Here is a 17,058-nt window from a genome sequence, read left to right as displayed (position 1 = left end):
CCGTGCCGCCATGCCGGCGCGACGCCTCCCCAAACATGTCGCCCGGACTTGACCAACGCCGCCTTCCTGCGTCATGCCTGTCTGGACGCCGCCTTCCACGCGCCGCAATCGCTTCGTTATCATCCACCACGCGTTGGATCGCCGCCGTCCCGAACCGCACCATGCCAGCACCACTCGACCGCAGCCCCGACGTGGCGGCCTTTCTGCAAGCCGCCGCCTGGATTCCCGGCACCCTGTCCGCCCCTCTGGCCCCCGGCGATGTCCGGTTTCTGGCCGCCGGGGAATACAACGAAAACTATCAGGTCATCGCACCGGACGGCGCCTGCTACGTCCTGCGCCTCAACCACGGCAGCCAGATCGGCCAGGACCGGCAGATCGAGTATGAATACAACGTGCTGCACGCGCTGATGCATTCCGGCGTCACGCCCAAGCCCCTCATGTGCGATCCCACGCCCCACGGCCTGGACCACGGCGCGCTGCTCATGGAATTTCTTCCCGGCCACGCCCTGGAATACCGGCGCGATGCCGCCCTGGCCGCCTGGATCTTCGCCCGCATCCACACCCAGCCCGTGCCCGCGCCCCGGGATTACGACCCGCCGCTGCTGGTGCAGCCCGAGCCCGTGGCCGCCATTGCCCGGGAAAGTCTGGGGCTCTTGTGGCGCTATCCCGAGCATCCGCGGCGCGACATCTTCACCCGGCTCATGGCCTATCACGACGAGGTGATGGACCTGCATCGCGCCCAGGGAGGCATGTTCGCCGACGAGCCCCTGGTCATCGTCAATACCGAGGTCAACTCCGGCAATTTCCTGGTGGATCGCAGCCCCTACGGCAATCCCGAGCAGGACCGCGGCTGGCTGGTGGACTGGGAAAAGGCCGTCATCTCCGTGCGGTATCAAGATCTTGGACACTTTCTCGTCCCCACCACCACCCTGTGGAAAACGGATTGGCAATTCTCGAACGCCGATCGGCTGGAATTCCTGCGCGCCTATGGCGAGGCATTGACGGAGGCCGGCGGACCAGCCATCCCCCTGGACGAGCTGTCTGCCAAGACCCGGCTGCTGGAACGCGCCATCCTGCTGCGGGCGCTTTCCTGGTGTTACATGGCCTGGTTCGAATACGTGCGCATGGATCGCGGGCTCAAACATCCCCGGACATTCCAGGTCATTGAGCGCTATCTCGACAAGCTGGATGCCTTCCTGGCCCACGCCCGGGCCGGCACCGGCCCGGGCTGCAGCCCGTGAAGCAGGCTTGACAGCCTGCGCAGATGCCGTCACAACGAAGACACTGGAAATCTCCCTCGTTCCCTCTTTCCGGATTTCTTCACAAGGAGACGGCAATGCATTCCTGCAATTCTTCCTGTCTGCCCCGTCGTGAATTCCTGAAGACCGTGGCCCTCGGCACGGCCGTGGCAGCGGTGGCTGCGTCGAGCATGTCTTCCATCGCCTTCGCCCAGACACCGGCAGACGGCCCCGTGGTCCTGCCGGCCCTGCCCTATGCCCCCAATGCCCTGGAGCCGGTGATTTCCGCCAATACCCTCGGCTTCCACCACGGCAAGCACCACGCCGGGTATGTGGCCAACACCAACCGCCTGCTCAAGGACAGCGGCATCGCCGCCACGTCCCTGGAAGACATCGTCAAGGCTGCGGCCGAACAGAAGAAACAGGGCCTCTTCAACAACGCGGCCCAGGTGTACAACCACAACCTGTACTGGCAATCCCTCACGCCCGGCGGCGGCAACATCCCCGCTGCCATGCAGGAACTGCTGACGCGGGACTTCGGCTCTGTGGACGCCGCCAAAAAGGCCCTGGCCGACTGCGCCGTGAACCGCTTTGCCTCGGGTTGGGCCTGGCTGGTGGCGGACCCGGCCGCCAAGAACACACTGAAGATCGTGGATACCATGAACGCGGAGACGCCCCTGACCATGGGACTGACGCCGCTGCTGGTCATCGACGTCTGGGAACATGCCTACTACCTGGACTATCAGAACAAGCGCGCCGACTACGCCAAGGCCGTCATCGACAAGCTGCTGAACTGGGACGCCGCCCTGGCGCGTCTCCAAAAGACGGCCTGACGCATTCTCACACGGGGATGCCGGTCCGGCCGGCATCCCCGTCCTTTGCTCGAAAATGTCTCGATTTGCTTGACCATGTTGCGCGCTGGGGCTATCTGATAGACATCGTCATGTCACGCGCGAGACCATACCGCCCATGATCTGTCCCATCGAATATCCCCTGCCCAGCGACGCCGCCGGCCTGACCTTTCTGGTGGTGGACGATTCCACTATCATGCGGCGGGTGGTGTGCAATCATCTCAAGGCATTGGGCATCACCACGTTCCTGCAGGCTGCAGAGGCGGAAACCGCCTGGACCCTGCTCCAGTCGTCCCCGGTGGACTGCATCCTGTGCGACTGGAACATGCCCGGCATGAAGGGCATTGAATTGTTGAGCCGGGTTCGCGAGGCGCCGGCGTTGCGCCACATTCCCTTCCTCATTGTTTCGGCCGAGGCGCAGCCAGACTACATTCTGGAAGCCATCAGCCGGGGCGTGACCAACTACCTGACCAAGCCCTTCACCGGCCCGGCCCTGCACCGCAAGGTGGCGGCGGCCCTGCAGGTGCGCCGTAAGGCCCAGGCCGGCGCGAATTATCCGTGAAAAAGCATGTTGCGAGAGGGGAAACCTTTTTGCAAAAGGTTNTTCAAAAGGTTTTCCCCCGAGAGTTCTTTTCAAAAACAACGTGCCCTAGTGCGGCAGGGCAATCTGGAACAGCAGGGGCCAGCGCTTCCCGGTAACGAAGAGCCGGCGGCCGGCCTCGTCCCAGGCAATGCCATTGACCACGTTGTCCGCATTGCTCACGCCGCGCGGCAGGGCCTGCTGGCAGGGCGTGAGATCCAGAAATCGTTCCACCACGCCGGTCCCTGGATCGATGACGGCCACATACGGCGCCTGCCAGATATTCGCATACAGCTTGCCCTCCACCCACTCCAATTCATTGAGATTGTGCAGGGGTCTGCCATTGGCGGTGACGGGCAGGCGGCCGGTGACGCGAAACGTCTGCGGATCCAGCAGCAGCACCTCGGCTTTGCCCTGGGTCAGGTACAGGTGCTCGGGACCCATGGCCAGGCCCCAGCCCTCGCCCTCCACGTGAAAGGTGCCGGCCAGCTCCAGCGTCTCGGCATCCCACAGCAATCCCAGACCCTCGCGCCAGGTGAGTTGCGCCAGACGGCCGCCAATGAGGGTCAGGCCCTCGGCAAAATACCGTGCGTCCAGCTTTTTTTCCGCCAGCACGCGGCCGGTCTCCAGGTCTGTCTTGCGCAGGCGGGATTCGCCGTACAGTCCCCCGCTTTCATACAACACGCCTTTGTGAAACAGCAGCCCCTGAGTGTACACGGCGGCATCGTGCGGGTATGTGGCCACGATCTCGCACGGCGTCACCGGCGCAGCCGGAGCCGCCAGGGCCGGCGACAGCCGCCACTGGCACAGCACCATGCAGACCAGCAGCACGCCGGCGGCAGCCTTTACGCAGGCAGGAAAAGTGCGTACGCTCATAAAAATGTCCTCATGTTCGTTGCCAGGGCTCCATGGCGACACTGGTGCTCCATGCACAGCCGGCATTGCGCCGGCGCAACACCACAACCCCACAGGACGCCACCCATGCATTGCACGCTTCTGCAGGCCGCACGCCGCTCCCGGACCATTCTTGCCACCCTGCTGCTGGCAGGAGCCCTGTCTCTGCCATGCGCCGGACCAGCCCACGCCGAGCAAGACCCCCGCGTGCTGCAGCTCAAGCACCTGATTCTTGATATCCAGAACAACAGCACCCTGGCCATAACCAATATGACCCTGTGCAGCAAGATAGAGGGATTCGCGTCCTACGAGCCGCTGCCCACCACCGTCATCCCCCCGGACGGCAAGTTCCTGGTGTATTACGAACCGCTGAACTGGTTCACCCGGCAGGCTGACGGCCGCTACGAGATTTCCGTGGTGCAGGACATGCGCATCAAACTCGGCGAGGAAGTAATTTACTTCCGCGAGAATCTGTACACCCACGCCCTGACCTCGCAGCATCCGGTGCTGGACTTTTTCGCCATGAACACCCTGGATCTGCATGCCCTGCCGCCCGGCGAATACACGTATGAAGTCATCTTTAAGGACCTGCTCAAGAAGCAGGAAGTCACGGCGTCCACGCCGTTCCAGATCGTCAAGCCTGCGGGGCAATAGGGCAAGCTCTCTTTGAACGGAGTTCTCGGGGGAAAACCTTTTGCAAAAAGGTTTCCCCTCTCGCAATGTCCTCTTTCAAAATTACAATGCTCTAGCCCAAGCACTGCCTCGCACCTGCTACGCCGCGCCCGGGATGCTGCATCCTTGGCGCGGCTTTTGCTTGCTCCTGGCATCCTGTCAATTTGATGTCAAGGAGACCGCCATGTCCCATTTCGCCCCTCCAGCCGGGCAGTTTGCCGGCCAGTCCCTGCAGGAACAGCTGCGCCGCCAGATGCTCCGCCAGCTCAAGGACGCCGGCCTTCGCGAAGCCATGCTTTCGGAATACAAGGAAATGGCTTCCACAGTGAGCGCGTTGCTCCACGTGCTGGCCCAGGAAGGCGTGCCCGACCGCCTGCCCGCCGAGGCCCAGGCACAATATGGCGAGTGCATGGCCCGGCTCACCCAATCCAGCATCCGCTGCCAGATGCTGGCCCAGGAATCCATCAATGCGGACGCCGTGCTGCACCTGGCCGTGGCAGACACCAGCGGCGACCGCGTGCAATAAGGAGTTGCTTATGGACGGCATTTCCCGTCTTGCCGGCACCTTTCCCAGCCTTGCGCCCGACCGCGCCTCCCAGCGAGACGAGGTGCAGGTGCAGGAACAGGAAGAGGCGCCCCGTCAACGTCCCGACACCGTCACCCTGCGAGGCAAAGCCCTGGCGGATCAGACGGCGCCTATGGACATGGCCGAGGCCCGGACTCTGCTGGAGCGCATTGCCGCCGAGCCCGAAGCCCTGCTGCATGCCCACGACACCTTTTCCCCGGCCAGCGTGGCGCGCCTGCTGGAGCTGGACGCGGCCTGATCCAGGACACCTCACGGGGATTCCTCAATGATGCCGAGGCCTCCCCGTGAGCTTCCCCTGCCCCTCACTGCTGCAGCAGGCGGGCGGTGAAGCCGCCTGGCCGCAGGTCGATGCGCGCGTAGCCACCGGCATCCAACGCACCGGGATTGATAAGAATGGTGCGGCCGAGTCGGTCTTCGCAGGCGCTTTCGTGGATATGCCCGGTGAGGCACACATCCGGCTGCACCCGCTCCAGAAAGGCCCGCACCGCCGGGCTGCCCACATGCACCCCGCCGCCAATGGTGTCCGCCTGGGTATCCTTTGGCGGATTATGAATGACCACAAGCAGATGCCGGAATGTCCTGGCCTGCTCGTAGGTGGTCTCCAGCCAGTGCTGCAGCCGCTCCTCGCTCACCTCGCTGGGGGTGCCGAAGGGGGTGAAGGTGGATGCCCCCACGCCCATGACGCCCAGGGCCGGGTATTCGGAGTCCAGCACCCGGGCGGCGCAATGCAGGTTGATGCCTTCGCGCTGAAGCAGACCGGTCACGATGGGCATGTCCATGTTGCCAATCTGGGCCAGCACGTTGGGATTGGCCTTTCTGGCGGCCGCCAGGATGCGGGCTGCCTCCTTTTCGCCGCCGCGGTTGGTCAGGTCGCCGCTGAGAATGATGCCGCGGGCCTGGGCCACGCCGGGGATGCTGGCCAGACGGTCCACCTGTTGATGAATATCACCCACACCGATCCAATAATCACCGATTCCTGCTTGCTGCATCGTGCCTTGCTCCGGTATGCTTTGTCCTGCTGATACGGGCATACTGTTTCAAAATCGACGCCATCATGCAAGCATCCACCTCGCCGCCCCCACCTGCCCCGGACTCGGACGCCCGCAAGGCCGCCCTGCGCCGGGAAATGCTGCGCCTGCGGACCGGCATTGCCGGCGAGGCGCACGCCCGTTATTCCCGTGCTGCCCAGGAACGCCTGCTGGCCCTGGACGCCTGGCAAGCCGCAGCGGAAATCTTCTGCTACTGCGCCGTGCGCAGCGAACTGGACACCCGCCTGCTGCTGGAGGATGCCTGGGCCCGCGGCGTGCGGCTGCTGCTGCCGCGTTGTGTGCCCGACCAGCCCGGGGTCATGGATCTGGCCTGTGCCTGCGACGCCGCCGTGCTGCGCCCCGGCGCCTTCAACATCCCCGAGCCGGATCCTGCCCACTGCCCTGCGGCGGGAGCCTGCGCGCCGGATGTGGCCGTGCTGCCCGGCGTGGCCTTCGATCGCGCCGGCCATCGCCTGGGGTACGGCGGCGGCTATTACGACCGTCTGCTCGCCAAGGGCCGGGTGCAGCCCAGGTTGCGCGTGGGTTTGTGCTTCTCCGTGCAGCTTGTGGACGCCCTGCCCGCAGACCCCTGGGACGCGCCCGTGCATGTGATTGTCACCGAATCGGAGGTTGTGTGGATATCCAGGTGATTCCCTTCGCCTTTCCCAACGTGCCCGGCGTCCGCTGCGCCTTTTCCACACGCCTGGGCGGGCTTTCTGACGGGGCGTATGGCCGTGCGAACATGAGCTTCGACGTGGGCGACTCCCCCGAGGCCGTGCGCGCCAACCGCCGCGCCCTGCAGGCATCCCTGGGCTTTTCCGTCTGGACCGAATGCCGCCAGGTGCACGGCGACGTCACCCTGTTTGATCCCGACTTCGGCGACGTGGACGCCCCCGGCAGCATGGACGGCGACGGCTTGGCCACCACCGAACCGGGCCGGGCGCTGATCATCAAGACCGCAGACTGCCAGCCCGTATTCATCGCCCATGCCGGCGGCCGGCATCTCCTGGCCCTGCATGTGGGCTGGCGCGGCAACCGCATCGGCTTCATCCAGGCTGCCATCGGCCAGTTCTGCGCCCGCTACGACCTCGCGCCGGCAGACCTGCTGGCCGTGCGCGGCCCCAGCCTGGGGCCGGCCGCCAGCGAATTCATTCATTTTGACGCCGAATGGGGCGAGACATTCTCTCCCTGGTTCCAGCCCCAGACGCACCGCGTGCACCTCTGGCAGCTCACCCGGGATCAACTCCTGGCCGCCGGCCTGCCGGCCTGTCACATCTATTCCCTGGATCTCTGCACCGCCAGCCTGCCCGGGCACTTCTTCTCGTACCGCCAGTCCCGCATCACCGGCCGCATGGCCAATGCGATTTGGCGGGAAGAGGGATAGGAAAAAGCAAAAGGAACCAGGGGGGATAATCCCCCCTGGCCCCCCTGATAGTGTTGGCCCCTGCGGCGGAGCATATACTCCGCCGCAGGGGCCAACACTATTGGAGGGGGCTTGGGGGAAACCAGTTCCCCCAAACACGCGCTTTTCTCTTCTCTCTCTACCAGATCTGCCGCACTTTCACGCCGCAGCCGGCGATGTGCTCCTTGAGCTGGCGGATGGTGTACGTGCCGTAGTGGACAATGGAGGCGATGAGGGCGGCGGAGGCGCGGCCCTGGGTCAGGGCATCCACCATATGATCGGGGTTGCCCGCGCCGCCGGAGGCGATGACGGGGATGGTCACGGCGTCGCTGATCATGCGCGTCAGGGTCAGCTCGTAGCCTTCCTTGGTGCCGTCGGCATCAATGGAATTGAGGCAGATTTCACCTGCGCCCAGGGCCTCGCCGGTCTTGGCCCAGTCCAGGGCATCCAGGCCGGTGTGGGTGCGGCCGCCATGGATGACGATTTCGTAGCCGCAGGGAATCTTTTCGGAAACAGGCACCTTGAGCACGTCCATGCCCAGCACCACAGCCTGGGAACCGAAGGCCGCCGCGCCCTGGGAGATGATGTCCGGATGCTTCACCGCGCCGGAGTTCACGGAGACCTTTTCCGCCCCGGCCAGCAGGCAGGCGCGCATGTCTTCCACGGTGTTAATGCCGCCGCCCACGGAAAAGGGAATGAAAATCTTGGACGCGACCTCGTTCACCACATCCAGAAAGGCCATGCGGCCTTCATGGGAGGCGGTGATGTCGTAAAAGACAATCTCGTCCGCGCCTTCCTCGTAATAGATGCGGGCAGATTCCACGGGATCGCCGATGTCCACGTTGCCCACGAACTTGACGCCCTTGGTGAGGCGGCCGTTGCGCACGTCCAGGCAGGGGATGATGCGTTTAGACAGCACGGCGTTCCTCCTGGCAGTATTCCCAGAAATTTTTCAGGAGCCTCAGGCCCGGGCGGCCGCTTTTTTCCGGGTGAAACTGCACGGCCCACAAGCCCGGCGCACCGTGCACGGAACAAAAGGCCTGGCCGTACGTGGTGGTCCCGATGACGAATTCCGCCTTAGGATCGGGATAATACGAGTGCACAAAGTAAAACTCACTCTCCGGGGCAATACCCTCGAACAGCGGGCAGGGGGCGTGCAGGTGCACGCGGTTCCAGCCCATGTGCGGCACCCGGATGGACGAGCCAGTTTCGTCGGTCCAGGCCGGATTGAACAGCACGCATTCGCCGGGAATGATGTCCAGGGCCTTGGTGTTGTTCTCCTGGGAATAGGACAGCAAAATCTGGCAGCCCACGCAAATGCCCAACAGGGGCTTGTCCGCCTGGACCATCTCCCGTATAAGATGATCTAGGCCCGTGGCCTGCAGCTCCCCCATGGCCTGGCCCGCCGCGCCGACCCCCGGAAAAATCAGGCCGCGCGCCGTGCCGATGACGGCAGGATCGTTGGTGATGGCATTGGGAATGCCCAGGTGGTCCAGCGCCCGCTTGACGCTGGTCTGGTTTCCGGCCTTGTAATCTAGGATGGCAAGCATGCTGCTCCTCCCGAAAGTTAGGCTGGTTGGATAGCAGAGGACGCAGGCAGGAGCAAGGGATGCCGGTGCGGCAGTTGCGGCGGGGCAGGCGTTGCGTCAACGCTTTGCAAGCCATGCCCGCATGTTGCGAAATGGCAGTTTTTCACGGCGGAGGGATTATGAAATGGCTCTTGTTGCTGATAGGAATGCTCTGTATCGGGCTGATGCTGCTTTCCCCGGGACAGGCCCTGGCGGCAGGCGCCGTCTTCACCCCGGCCCCGGACATGGCGGCGGACGCCAATAACGCCAGCGCATCCCAGCCAGCCAAAGTGCTCCGGGCGCGCGTTGTCACCGTCAACACCTTGCTGCTGTTTCCGGAGACCAAAGGCAACGCCACGCCGGATGCGGCCGCTGCGTTGGCGTTCAATCTGTTCGACAACATGACGGTGCAGGTAACGCCCACACGGTGGGAAACCTCCAGCGATGGCAACACGACGATCTTTGTGGGACAGAACGATGCCGCCGTGGGCGGCGAATCCCGCATCGCCAACACCGGCGGCGTGCTGTATGGCATGATCCGGACCGGCGGCAAACTGCTGTACGAGCTGCTCCCGGCCGGGGGAAATGCGTATCTGCTGCGGGAAATCGACCAGACCACCTACCCCGACGAGAAAGAGGCCCTCCCCCCAACGCCGCTGCCCCAACTTGATCCTGCAAGAACAAGCTCGCAGCGGGATGATGGCTCAGCCATCGACGTCATGATGGTCTACACTGCCGCCGCCAGAAATGCCGTGGGCGGCACGGCAGCCATGGCCTCCCTCATCAACCTGGCCTTCAGCGAAACCAACCAGGGGTACGCCAACAGCGGCATGGTGCAGCGCTACCGCCTGGTGCATGCTGCGGAAGTGAGCTACGACGAAAGCTCCGGCTTCGACGACGCCCTCTCGCGCCTGCAAAACACCTCCGACGGGTACATGGACGAAGTGCATACCCTGCGCGACCAGTACGGCGCGGACATCGTCACCCTGCTCATCGACAACAGTGACTATTGCGGGCTGGGCTACCTGATGACCTCCCTGAGCAGCGATTTCGCCGCCTGGGCCTTCAACGTGGTCAGCCATTCCTGCGCCACGGGCTACTACTCCTTTGCCCACGAATGCGGCCACAACCAGGGCGCGCATCACGACAGGGCCAGCACCAGCGGCCAGGGCGTCTACAGCTATTCTTACGGCTACCAGCAGCTTTCCGCTTCGCCGCAGTTTCGCACCATCATGGCCTATAACTGCTCTGGCGATGGCTGCGAGCGGGTGAACTACTGGTCCAACCCTGAGGTGTCCTACAACGGCTATCCCACTGGCGTGGTGTCTACCGCAGCGGACTCTGCGGATAATCGCATGACGCTGGACAACACCCGCACCACGGCGGCCAACTGGCGGCAGGCCGTTGCCCCCAAAAGCAGCACAACGGTTGCGCCGCAACTGCTTCTCTTGACAAACTGAGCAACATGAACACCGGGCCGGCGCTGGTGTGCCGGCCCGGTGCATTCCGATTATCCAAGACGTTCCAGCCGCACCGCCACTTCCACGTGCGGCGTGTGGGGGAACATGTCCACGGGCTGCACGGCAGTCACGGCATAGGCCTGCCCCAGCTTCGCCAGATCCCGGGCCAGGGTGGCCGGATTGCAGGACACCGCCACGATGCGCGCCGGCAACGCCTTGAGCAGCCAATCCACCACGGCCGGCTCCATACCGCCGCGGGGCGGGTCCACCACGACCACATCCGGTACAAAGGGCGCGCCCTCCACGCCGCGGCGCAGGTTCACCGCCTTGAAAGACGGGGCGACATCCCCCAGCACGGCCTTGTTGGCCGTGGCGTTCTTTTGCGCATCGCGGACGGCTTCGGCCGAGGCGTCCATCCCGGCCACGGCCGCGGCATGCCGGGCCAGCCACAGGGCGATGCCACCGGAACCGCAATACAGGTCCAGCACCTTTTCCGTCCCGGTCAGGCAGGCCATTTCCCGAATGGTTTCGTAGAGTTTGACGGCGCCCTGGGTGTTGGTCTGGAAGAATCCGTCCGCCGAGACGTGAAACACCAGATCACCCAACGGCATGGGCAGCCGCAGGGGGCCACCGTGCCGGCGCAGCTCCTCGCCCTGGGCCAGGGGCACGGGAGAGACCCGCACATGATGCACCACCGCCGCCACGCTCAGGAACCGGGCCTTGAGCACACGGGTCAGCTCGGCCACGGCCAGGTCTGCCTCCGGATGCCGGGCGGTGATGAGCTGCACGAACATCTGCATGGGCAGATCGGTCCCGGCATCGGCCTGACGCAGGGTGCAGAACCGCCAGCAGCCGGTGCGGGTGGCTTCGTCCCAGGCTGGCAGACCGCTCTGGGCCGTCCAGGCGCGCACCTGCTCCAGCACGGCCATGGCCTCGGGGTGCATGAGCTTGCAGGCCGTGACATCAAGCACTTCATGGCTGCCGCGCTTGCGCAGGCCCAGGTGCAGGGGGGTGCGGGAGTCGCCGGGCATGAAGGCGAACTCCATCTTGTTGCGATAGCCATACTCCAGGGGCGAGGCGATGCACGGGGCGACCAGATCGGCCGCAGCCTTGCCCGTCTCTCCGCCCAGGCGGGCCAGGGAGTCCTGTACCAGACGGGATTTCCAGCGCAGCTGCTCGGGGTAGGCCAGGTCCTGCCAGGTGCAGCCACCGCAGGGACCAAAATGCGGGCAGGCTGGCGTTGTCTGGTGTGGGGAGGGCTCCAGCACGGCCACGGCTTCGGCCTCGGCGAAACGGCCCTTGACTGTACCGGTCAGGGCTTTCACGCGCTGGCCGGGCAGGCCGCGCTCCACAAAGACCACCATGCCGCTGGCGGCGTCCCGCGCCACGCCGCGGCCTTGCAGTTCCAATGAATCAATGGACAATTCGACGATGTCGCCAGTGTGCATGTCGCTCCCGGGCGGCGGGGTCCGCCGCATCTTGAATCTTGACAGAAGGGGACATTCCGGCAAAGATGCCGTCCCAGTCCCTGTATGTGAAACCATTCACGTCCACTGCCTTGGGGTGTGGACAGTTCGAGGAGCCTCCGTTATGGAAACCCTGGCCGAGCTTTACCACAACATGCTGCAGTCCACCTTTGCCGGCACCTTGGGCGTGCTGGGTATTTTCACGTACATGGGGCTGATTCTTTCCACCGCCATGTACCGCATTTTCAAGGGCGACCACATGCATCATTAAGATACTCCGTATTATTCCCCCCGGCAACCCGGATGGAATGTGCGGAACACCGACTCCGTAGTATTCCCCCCGGCAACCCGGATGGAATGTGCGGAACACCGGTCAAGGCCTGCCCCCCATCTGGCGGGTGGCACTTGCCTGACGGTGAAGCTCCCCGCTGGCCATGTGCATGGCTGGTGCGGGGCTGATGTATTGTTGTTACGCCAAGATACGTGCAGCCATGGGCTGCCTGATCGTCGAAGGGAAGCCCGGCGCTGGTGCAGGGCTTCCCTTTTTGCACGGCCCGGGAGCGGCCCTGTGGGGCCCGGGTGCTCCCCTCTCGCGCGCTCCCCTTCCAACACTTTGCTGGTGACGTTGAATCACCATACAAGTCTTTGGAAAGGGGGTTCGGGGGAAGAACCTTTCTTTAGAAAGGTGTTCCCCCGAGGGTTCTTTTCAAAATCAATATGCCCTAATCTTTCTCTTTCCACCACAGGCAGCCGTCCTGATCTTCCGCCACCTGCATCAGGTACTTGCCGTATTCGTTCTTGATCATCTCCTGCGCCAGGGCCTTGAGCTGCTCCGCATTGATGTAGCCCATGCGAAAGGCGGTCTCCTCCACCGAGGAAATGCGCGTGCCCTGCCGGGACTGCACGGCCTGAACGAAGCTGGAGGCCTGGTGCAGGCTCTCGTGGGTACCGGTGTCCAGCCAGGCAAAGCCGCGACCCAGGAATTCCACGGTCAGCTCGCCGCGCTTGAGATACTCGTTGTTCAGATCCGTGATTTCCAGCTCGCCGCGCGCCGAAGGCTTGAGCCCCTTGGCCAGCTCCACCACCTTTTCATCATAGAAATACAGCCCGGTGACGGCAAACTTGCTCTTGGGCTTGGCAGGCTTTTCTTCGATGGACAGCACGCGGCAGTCCTGGTCGAACTCCACCACGCCGTAGCGTTCGGGATCATTCACCTTGTAGCCAAACACCACGCCGCCCTTCTCCACATTGGTGCAGCGGCGCAAGATCTCGGGCAGGCCGTGGCCGTAAAAAATATTGTCTCCCAGCACCAGGCAGGCCTTGTCCCCGGCCAGGAAGTCTTCGCACAGCACAAAGGCCTGGGCCAGGCCTTCGGGCTTGGGCTGGACGACGTACGTAAGCGACAGGCCAAACTGCGAGCCGTCCCCGAACATGGCCTCGAAGCGCGGCAGGTCCACAGGCGTGGAGATAATGGCGATCTCGCGCAATCCCGCCAGCATGAGCACCGAAAGCGGGTAGTAGATCATGGGCTTGTCGTAGATGGGCAGGAGCTGCTTGCAGACGCCCCGCGTCACCGGGTACAGCCGCGTGCCGGAACCGCCGGCCAGGATGATCCCTTTCATACTTCCTCTGCGCGTTGGTGGTTGCAATCACTGGCAGGCCTGATACCTTGTTTCCCCATGGAAGGAAACCCCGCCCCCGCTCCTGGCCCAGGGCTGCGCTGCCGCCGTGTGCGTGGCAGCGCCTTTGATGTGGACGACATCTTTCTGCTGGCCGACACGCCGGGCCACGGCGCGGATCTGCTGGCCCTGGCGCCCATCCCCCCCCTGCCCGTGGGCAGTCTGTGGGGCGATGGGACCACGCCATGGCTGCAGGTGCTGGGCCGCGTGCTGCTGCCGGCCTGCACGCCCCATGCATGCATCGGCTGGTGGTGCCGTTGTCTGGATCCCACCCCGTTCTTCCATGAACAGGAAGTGGACGGACGACTGTGGAAAACCGGCCTCTCCCTGGCCTGGATCACCCTGAGCGACAAGGGCGCAGCCGGCCAGCGCGAAGACAAGGGCGGTCCCCTCATCGAGGAGACGGCCCGGGCGCACATTGCCCTGTGCCACGCCGCAGGGTTTCTGCTGCCGGACGAGCCCCGGGCCCTCAAGGCCCTGCTCATGGATCTGGCGCTGCATCAGGGCTATGATCTGGTGTGCACCACCGGCGGCACCGGCCTTTCCCCGCGGGACACCACGCCAGAAGCCACCCTGGCCGTCATCGAGCGTCGGCTGCCCGGCTTCGAGCAGGCCATGATGCAGACCAGTCTGGCCAAGACGCCCACCGGCGCGATCTCCCGGGCCGTGGTGGGCACCCTGGGGAACGCCATCCTCATCAACCTGCCCGGCAGCCCCAAGGCCATCCGCGAGAACTTCGCCGCCATCCTGCCGGCCCTGCCCCACGCCCTGGCCAAACTGCAGGGCGACCCTGCCGACTGTGCCGCCCGTTAACCCCTACCCAAGACATCCCTGCACATCCCCATGAAGAACATCCTTTCCGCCATTGCTGTGCTCTGCCGCATGGTCAAGATTGAGCACTCCGTCTTTGCCCTGCCCTTCGCCTATCTCGGGGCCTTCGTGGCCGCCGGCGGCTGGCCGGGCTGGCAGCCCTTTGCCCTGCTGACCATCGCCATGGTGGCCGTGCGATCCTTCGCCATGGCCTGCAACCGGCTGGTGGATGTGCGCTACGACCGCGAAAACCCGCGCACCAAAGGCCGCCCCCTGGTGACGGGAGAGATCACCCCGGTCCAGACGCAACTGTTCCTGCTGGCCACGGCTCTGGTCTTCGTGGCGGCCTGCGCCGGCCTGAACCGGCTCTGCCTCGTGCTTTCGCCGGCAGCCCTGGCGCTGTCCGTGCTGTACAGCTACACCAAACGCTTCACCTGGCTGTGTCATTTCGTGCTGGGACTGGTCATCGGGCTGGCGCCGGCGGCGGGATGGATCGCCGTGCAGCCGGACTTTGCCATGCCGGCGGCCTTGTGGTCCCTGGGGGTGCTGTTCTGGGTGGCGGGATTTGATCTGCTGTATGCCTGTCAGGACGTGGACTTCGACCGCCGCATGGGCCTGTACTCCCTGCCCGCGGCCTTCGGCATCCCGACGACCCTGGCCGTCTCCACCTTCAGCCACGCAGTGACGGCGATCTTCTTCCTGCTGGCCGGCTGGGGTGCGGGGCTGGGCTGGCCGTATTTCGCGGCCTGGGGCCTGTGCTCCGCGCTGCTTTTGTGGGAACACACCCTGGTGAAGGCGGACGACCTCTCCCGGCTGACCCTGGCCTTCTTCACCCTCAACGGCGTCATCTCCATCGCCCTGTTCGCCGGGGCGCTGTGGTCCCTGCTGCAGGCATAGGCCAACGCCGTTAAGAAAAATCCGTGCGAGAGGGGAAGAGCCTTTCTTCAGAAAAGTTTTTCCCCTGAGCGCTCTTCTTAAAAAGACAAGGCCTTACCCCAGCCCTTCCAGCTCCTGCAGCTCTTCCAGGCGGTGCTGGCTCATGGGCAGGGCCTCGCCACGATTGACCTTGCGGTAGGTCGCAAAGGTGTGGCGGGCCACCATCACCACATCGTGCAGGGACGGCATGGCCGCCAGCAGGCTGCGGCGCTCCGGCAGCCGCTGCGGTGCGGGCTCGGCATCGTGCATGATGTCAAGGAACACATCCATCGACGTGGCGCCCACGCCCTCCCTGACCAGGGCATCCGCCAGCTGGCGGGCTGTGTCGTGCGGATGGGGCGTGAAGCAGCAGGCGCGGCGGGCAGCGTCATAGACCATGGCCGGCCGCTTGGTGCGGCGCAACGTCTGGCCCATCAAGCCGGCGGCAACCGTCAGCTCGCCGTCACGCACGCAGGCTTCGGCCACGGCGCAGGCAGGTTCCACCTGCGGATTGGCCTGCCGCAAGGGATCCAGCATGGCCCAGGCATCGTAGCTTTTGCCGGCCCTGGCCAGGGCCTTGGCGCCTTCCTGCAGGTGATGCCGCACCTTGTCCGGGCGGCCTTGTTCCTTCCATTCCCGGGCCAGCTGCCGATGCTGCGCCGCCGGGCATTGCGTTGCAGCGGGCGGAGGTGGGGGCGGGGTGAACGTCCGCTCAATCTCCACCTGAATGGATTCCAGAGCCGCCAGCTTGCCCGCGAAGGCCCCTTCGGAACAGGCCTGGCCGTTGAGGGAATCCAGAATCTCCTGCGCCAACACGGGCGCGCGCTGCACGGCCCGCAGGCTCTCGCGCAGCAGGGCTTCCGGCGAATAGGGCCGCAGGCAAAAACCGGAGCAGCCCGCAGCCATGGCCTGCAACACCGTGGAAGACCGGCTGTTGGTGGCCAGGGCCACCACCGGCGTCGTGGCCAGTCTGGGATGCAGCCGAATGAGCCGGACGAACTCCACGCCGCTCATCTCCCGGCAATCCTCATCCACCAGCACCAGATCCGCCCCATGTTCTGCCAGATGCCGGGCAGCTTCCAGTCCGGAAGCCAGCCAGCGAGGCTGCGGCAGTCCCAGTCCACGCAGCACCTTGGCATCGATGCGGGCATGGGTCTCCGCCTTGGCCACGCACAGGATGCTGGCGTTGGCCGGCAGGCCGCCCATGGCGGCGCGAGCGGCGGTATGCACAACGGCTGGCCGGGGGGCATGATAGGACGGTGCAGGCATGGCGGGCGCTCCTGGATTCACGATGTCGATCACCTTTGTTCATCGTCCATCCTGGCCAGGAGTTTAGAGCCGGGCTGCACCTTTGGCCAGCTCCCGGGGACTCGTCTCGCATCCGTCATACGAATCCCTGGCTGCGGGGCGGCATAAAAAAACCTACATGAATCCATGCCACTCCGCATCACGACGGAGGAGCCCTGTTTTTTGGAACCCGCCATGGTCCTGTAACAACGCAATGCTACAAGAGTGCATCCATTTTTATTGAGGAGGATCAGTCATGACGCATTCCCATCTCCACGAAATCCGCTCCTGGCTGGAAACGCAACTTGCCCGGCTGGAGTCCGAACGCTACGATCTGGAAGTGGAATCCTGCGCCGACGAGAACGAGTTTGCCTCCCAGGTGGCAGAAGCCCACATCAAGGTGGCCGTGCGTGAACGCGTGGCCCAGCAAGTGCGCGAAATCCAGACCGCCCTGCGCCGGCTCGACCGCAGCGACTTCGGCTGCTGCGAGGAATGCGGCTGCGAAATAGGCGTGGCCCGGCTCAAGGCACGGCCCACGGCGCTGCTGTGCGTGGACTGCCAGACCGAACGCGAAAGCCAGGCCGCCGGCTTCTAACACAAACGACTGCTGAAACGAGCCCTC

The 17,058-nt window shown here is 64.5% G+C and carries 20 protein-coding genes; 13 read left to right on the top strand and 7 right to left on the bottom strand.

Going from position 1 to position 17,058, the window contains the following annotated elements:
• The first annotated feature begins 161 nt into the window (after nucleotides 1–161).
• From DGI_RS07250 to DGI_RS07240, 3 genes are all read left to right on the top strand, one after another.
• Nucleotides 162–1,241 carry a phosphotransferase gene (locus tag DGI_RS07250; protein ID WP_021760201.1) on the top strand — a complete coding sequence of 360 codons (1,080 nt, stop codon included), beginning with the start codon at nucleotides 162–164 and terminating at the stop codon, nucleotides 1,239–1,241.
• Between the two features lie 95 nt (nucleotides 1,242–1,336).
• Nucleotides 1,337–2,071, top strand: coding sequence for a superoxide dismutase (locus DGI_RS07245; protein ID WP_021760200.1), 735 nt, complete (start codon nucleotides 1,337–1,339; stop codon nucleotides 2,069–2,071).
• Between the two features lie 136 nt (nucleotides 2,072–2,207).
• Nucleotides 2,208–2,651 (top strand): response regulator, encoded by a 444-nt coding sequence (locus DGI_RS07240; RefSeq protein ID WP_021760199.1) that lies wholly within the window; start codon nucleotides 2,208–2,210, stop codon nucleotides 2,649–2,651.
• An 87-nt stretch (nucleotides 2,652–2,738) separates the two neighbouring features.
• Here the strand turns inward: DGI_RS07240 and DGI_RS18735 are convergent, their stop codons facing one another.
• On the bottom strand, nucleotides 2,739–3,545 hold the full coding sequence (locus DGI_RS18735) for a glutaminyl-peptide cyclotransferase (RefSeq protein WP_034607723.1): 807 nt from the start codon (nucleotides 3,543–3,545) through the stop codon (nucleotides 2,739–2,741).
• A 105-nt stretch (nucleotides 3,546–3,650) separates the two neighbouring features.
• Here DGI_RS18735 and DGI_RS18730 point away from each other — a divergent pair, with 105 nt between their 5' ends.
• The 3 genes from DGI_RS18730 to DGI_RS07220 all read left to right on the top strand — a co-directional run bounded on the left by DGI_RS18730 (nucleotide 3,651) and on the right by DGI_RS07220 (nucleotide 5,059).
• Nucleotides 3,651–4,217, top strand: coding sequence for a hypothetical protein (locus DGI_RS18730; RefSeq protein ID WP_021760197.1), 567 nt, complete (start codon nucleotides 3,651–3,653; stop codon nucleotides 4,215–4,217).
• 202 nt (nucleotides 4,218–4,419) lie between these two features.
• Nucleotides 4,420–4,761 (top strand): hypothetical protein, encoded by a 342-nt coding sequence (locus DGI_RS07225; RefSeq protein WP_021760196.1) that lies wholly within the window; start codon nucleotides 4,420–4,422, stop codon nucleotides 4,759–4,761.
• A 10-nt stretch (nucleotides 4,762–4,771) separates the two neighbouring features.
• Nucleotides 4,772–5,059, top strand: coding sequence for a hypothetical protein (locus DGI_RS07220; RefSeq protein ID WP_021760195.1), 288 nt, complete (start codon nucleotides 4,772–4,774; stop codon nucleotides 5,057–5,059).
• 64 nt (nucleotides 5,060–5,123) lie between these two features.
• On the opposite strand, the gene DGI_RS07215 is transcribed toward DGI_RS07220, so the two are convergent.
• On the bottom strand, nucleotides 5,124–5,810 hold the full coding sequence (locus DGI_RS07215) for a metallophosphoesterase (protein ID WP_027193200.1): 687 nt from the start codon (nucleotides 5,808–5,810) through the stop codon (nucleotides 5,124–5,126).
• A gap of 65 nt (nucleotides 5,811–5,875) precedes the next feature.
• Here DGI_RS07215 and DGI_RS07210 point away from each other — a divergent pair, with 65 nt between their 5' ends.
• Complete coding sequence (locus DGI_RS07210; protein ID WP_021760193.1) at nucleotides 5,876–6,499, top strand: 5-formyltetrahydrofolate cyclo-ligase; 624 nt, start codon at nucleotides 5,876–5,878, stop codon at nucleotides 6,497–6,499.
• The gene (locus DGI_RS07205; RefSeq protein WP_021760192.1) at nucleotides 6,484–7,233 is read left to right on the top strand and encodes a polyphenol oxidase family protein; all 750 of its coding nucleotides are present in this window, start codon (nucleotides 6,484–6,486) and stop codon (nucleotides 7,231–7,233) included. The genes DGI_RS07210 and DGI_RS07205 overlap by 16 nt, the downstream gene beginning before the upstream one ends.
• A gap of 157 nt (nucleotides 7,234–7,390) precedes the next feature.
• Here DGI_RS07205 and hisF read toward each other — a convergent pair whose 3' ends face one another.
• A complete protein-coding gene (hisF, locus tag DGI_RS07200; protein WP_021760191.1) occupies nucleotides 7,391–8,170 on the bottom strand; it encodes an imidazole glycerol phosphate synthase subunit HisF in 780 nt (259 codons plus the stop codon).
• The gene (hisH, locus tag DGI_RS07195) at nucleotides 8,160–8,801 is read right to left on the bottom strand and encodes an imidazole glycerol phosphate synthase subunit HisH (RefSeq protein ID WP_021760190.1); all 642 of its coding nucleotides are present in this window, start codon (nucleotides 8,799–8,801) and stop codon (nucleotides 8,160–8,162) included. Before hisH ends, hisF begins: the two co-directional genes overlap by 11 nt.
• Before the next feature lie 158 nt (nucleotides 8,802–8,959).
• Here hisH and DGI_RS07190 point away from each other — a divergent pair, with 158 nt between their 5' ends.
• A complete protein-coding gene (locus DGI_RS07190; protein ID WP_158407296.1) occupies nucleotides 8,960–10,279 on the top strand; it encodes a M12 family metallo-peptidase in 1,320 nt (439 codons plus the stop codon).
• A gap of 50 nt (nucleotides 10,280–10,329) precedes the next feature.
• On the opposite strand, the gene rlmD is transcribed toward DGI_RS07190, so the two are convergent.
• Nucleotides 10,330–11,727, bottom strand: a complete 1,398-nt coding sequence (gene rlmD / locus DGI_RS07185; protein ID WP_021760188.1) for a 23S rRNA (uracil(1939)-C(5))-methyltransferase RlmD — start codon at nucleotides 11,725–11,727, stop codon at nucleotides 10,330–10,332.
• A 142-nt stretch (nucleotides 11,728–11,869) separates the two neighbouring features.
• Here rlmD and DGI_RS18930 point away from each other — a divergent pair, with 142 nt between their 5' ends.
• Entirely contained in the window at nucleotides 11,870–12,016 is a 147-nt protein-coding gene (locus DGI_RS18930) for a hypothetical protein (protein ID WP_021760187.1), read from the top strand.
• 451 nt (nucleotides 12,017–12,467) lie between these two features.
• On the opposite strand, the gene rfbA is transcribed toward DGI_RS18930, so the two are convergent.
• A complete protein-coding gene (gene rfbA, locus DGI_RS07180; RefSeq protein WP_021760186.1) occupies nucleotides 12,468–13,367 on the bottom strand; it encodes a glucose-1-phosphate thymidylyltransferase RfbA in 900 nt (299 codons plus the stop codon).
• A 57-nt stretch (nucleotides 13,368–13,424) separates the two neighbouring features.
• Between rfbA and DGI_RS17870 the strand changes: the two genes are divergently transcribed.
• Both DGI_RS17870 and DGI_RS07170 read left to right on the top strand, forming a co-directional pair.
• Complete coding sequence (locus DGI_RS17870) at nucleotides 13,425–14,237, top strand: MogA/MoaB family molybdenum cofactor biosynthesis protein (RefSeq protein ID WP_021760185.1); 813 nt, start codon at nucleotides 13,425–13,427, stop codon at nucleotides 14,235–14,237.
• Between the two features lie 30 nt (nucleotides 14,238–14,267).
• Nucleotides 14,268–15,131, top strand: a complete 864-nt coding sequence (locus DGI_RS07170) for a 4-hydroxybenzoate octaprenyltransferase (protein ID WP_021760184.1) — start codon at nucleotides 14,268–14,270, stop codon at nucleotides 15,129–15,131.
• 93 nt (nucleotides 15,132–15,224) lie between these two features.
• On the opposite strand, the gene DGI_RS07165 is transcribed toward DGI_RS07170, so the two are convergent.
• Nucleotides 15,225–16,418: a response regulator gene (locus DGI_RS07165; protein ID WP_027192823.1), complete on the bottom strand. Its 1,194-nt coding sequence runs from the start codon at nucleotides 16,416–16,418 to the stop codon at nucleotides 15,225–15,227.
• A gap of 274 nt (nucleotides 16,419–16,692) precedes the next feature.
• On the opposite strand from DGI_RS07165, the gene DGI_RS07160 reads away from it, so the two are divergent.
• Nucleotides 16,693–17,031 carry a TraR/DksA family transcriptional regulator gene (locus tag DGI_RS07160; RefSeq protein ID WP_021760182.1) on the top strand — a complete coding sequence of 113 codons (339 nt, stop codon included), beginning with the start codon at nucleotides 16,693–16,695 and terminating at the stop codon, nucleotides 17,029–17,031.
• Nucleotides 17,032–17,058: the final 27 nt, after the last annotated feature.

Origin of the sequence: Megalodesulfovibrio gigas DSM 1382 = ATCC 19364, from assembly GCF_000468495.1 — a bacterium.
Classification (GTDB): Bacteria; Desulfobacterota; Desulfovibrionia; order Desulfovibrionales; family Desulfovibrionaceae; genus Megalodesulfovibrio; species Megalodesulfovibrio gigas.
The sequence above is the reverse complement of the archived record's forward strand: the minus strand, read 5'-3'. Positions and strand labels throughout refer to the sequence as shown.

What these genes read in the sequence shown, in the direction of transcription:
- DGI_RS07225 (WP_021760196.1), top strand. Translation starts at nt 4,420, where the DNA reads ATGTCCCATTTCGCCCCTCCAGCCGGGCAGTTTGCCGGCCAGTCCCTG.
- DGI_RS07240 (WP_021760199.1), top strand. Translation starts at nt 2,208, where the DNA reads ATGATCTGTCCCATCGAATATCCCCTGCCCAGCGACGCCGCCGGCCTG.
- DGI_RS07170 (WP_021760184.1), top strand. Translation starts at nt 14,268, where the DNA reads ATGAAGAACATCCTTTCCGCCATTGCTGTGCTCTGCCGCATGGTCAAG.
- DGI_RS07215 (WP_027193200.1), bottom strand. Translation starts at nt 5,810, where the DNA reads ATGCAGCAAGCAGGAATCGGTGATTATTGGATCGGTGTGGGTGATATT.
- DGI_RS07210 (WP_021760193.1), top strand. Translation starts at nt 5,876, where the DNA reads ATGCAAGCATCCACCTCGCCGCCCCCACCTGCCCCGGACTCGGACGCC.
- DGI_RS18930 (WP_021760187.1), top strand. Translation starts at nt 11,870, where the DNA reads ATGGAAACCCTGGCCGAGCTTTACCACAACATGCTGCAGTCCACCTTT.
- rfbA (WP_021760186.1), bottom strand. Translation starts at nt 13,367, where the DNA reads ATGAAAGGGATCATCCTGGCCGGCGGTTCCGGCACGCGGCTGTACCCG.
- DGI_RS07165 (WP_027192823.1), bottom strand. Translation starts at nt 16,418, where the DNA reads ATGCCTGCACCGTCCTATCATGCCCCCCGGCCAGCCGTTGTGCATACC.
- rlmD (WP_021760188.1), bottom strand. Translation starts at nt 11,727, where the DNA reads ATGCACACTGGCGACATCGTCGAATTGTCCATTGATTCATTGGAACTG.
- DGI_RS07250 (WP_021760201.1), top strand. Translation starts at nt 162, where the DNA reads ATGCCAGCACCACTCGACCGCAGCCCCGACGTGGCGGCCTTTCTGCAA.
- hisH (WP_021760190.1), bottom strand. Translation starts at nt 8,801, where the DNA reads ATGCTTGCCATCCTAGATTACAAGGCCGGAAACCAGACCAGCGTCAAG.
- DGI_RS18730 (WP_021760197.1), top strand. Translation starts at nt 3,651, where the DNA reads ATGCATTGCACGCTTCTGCAGGCCGCACGCCGCTCCCGGACCATTCTT.
- DGI_RS17870 (WP_021760185.1), top strand. Translation starts at nt 13,425, where the DNA reads ATGGAAGGAAACCCCGCCCCCGCTCCTGGCCCAGGGCTGCGCTGCCGC.
- DGI_RS07160 (WP_021760182.1), top strand. Translation starts at nt 16,693, where the DNA reads ATGACGCATTCCCATCTCCACGAAATCCGCTCCTGGCTGGAAACGCAA.
- DGI_RS07220 (WP_021760195.1), top strand. Translation starts at nt 4,772, where the DNA reads ATGGACGGCATTTCCCGTCTTGCCGGCACCTTTCCCAGCCTTGCGCCC.
- DGI_RS18735 (WP_034607723.1), bottom strand. Translation starts at nt 3,545, where the DNA reads ATGAGCGTACGCACTTTTCCTGCCTGCGTAAAGGCTGCCGCCGGCGTG.
- DGI_RS07245 (WP_021760200.1), top strand. Translation starts at nt 1,337, where the DNA reads ATGCATTCCTGCAATTCTTCCTGTCTGCCCCGTCGTGAATTCCTGAAG.
- DGI_RS07190 (WP_158407296.1), top strand. Translation starts at nt 8,960, where the DNA reads ATGAAATGGCTCTTGTTGCTGATAGGAATGCTCTGTATCGGGCTGATG.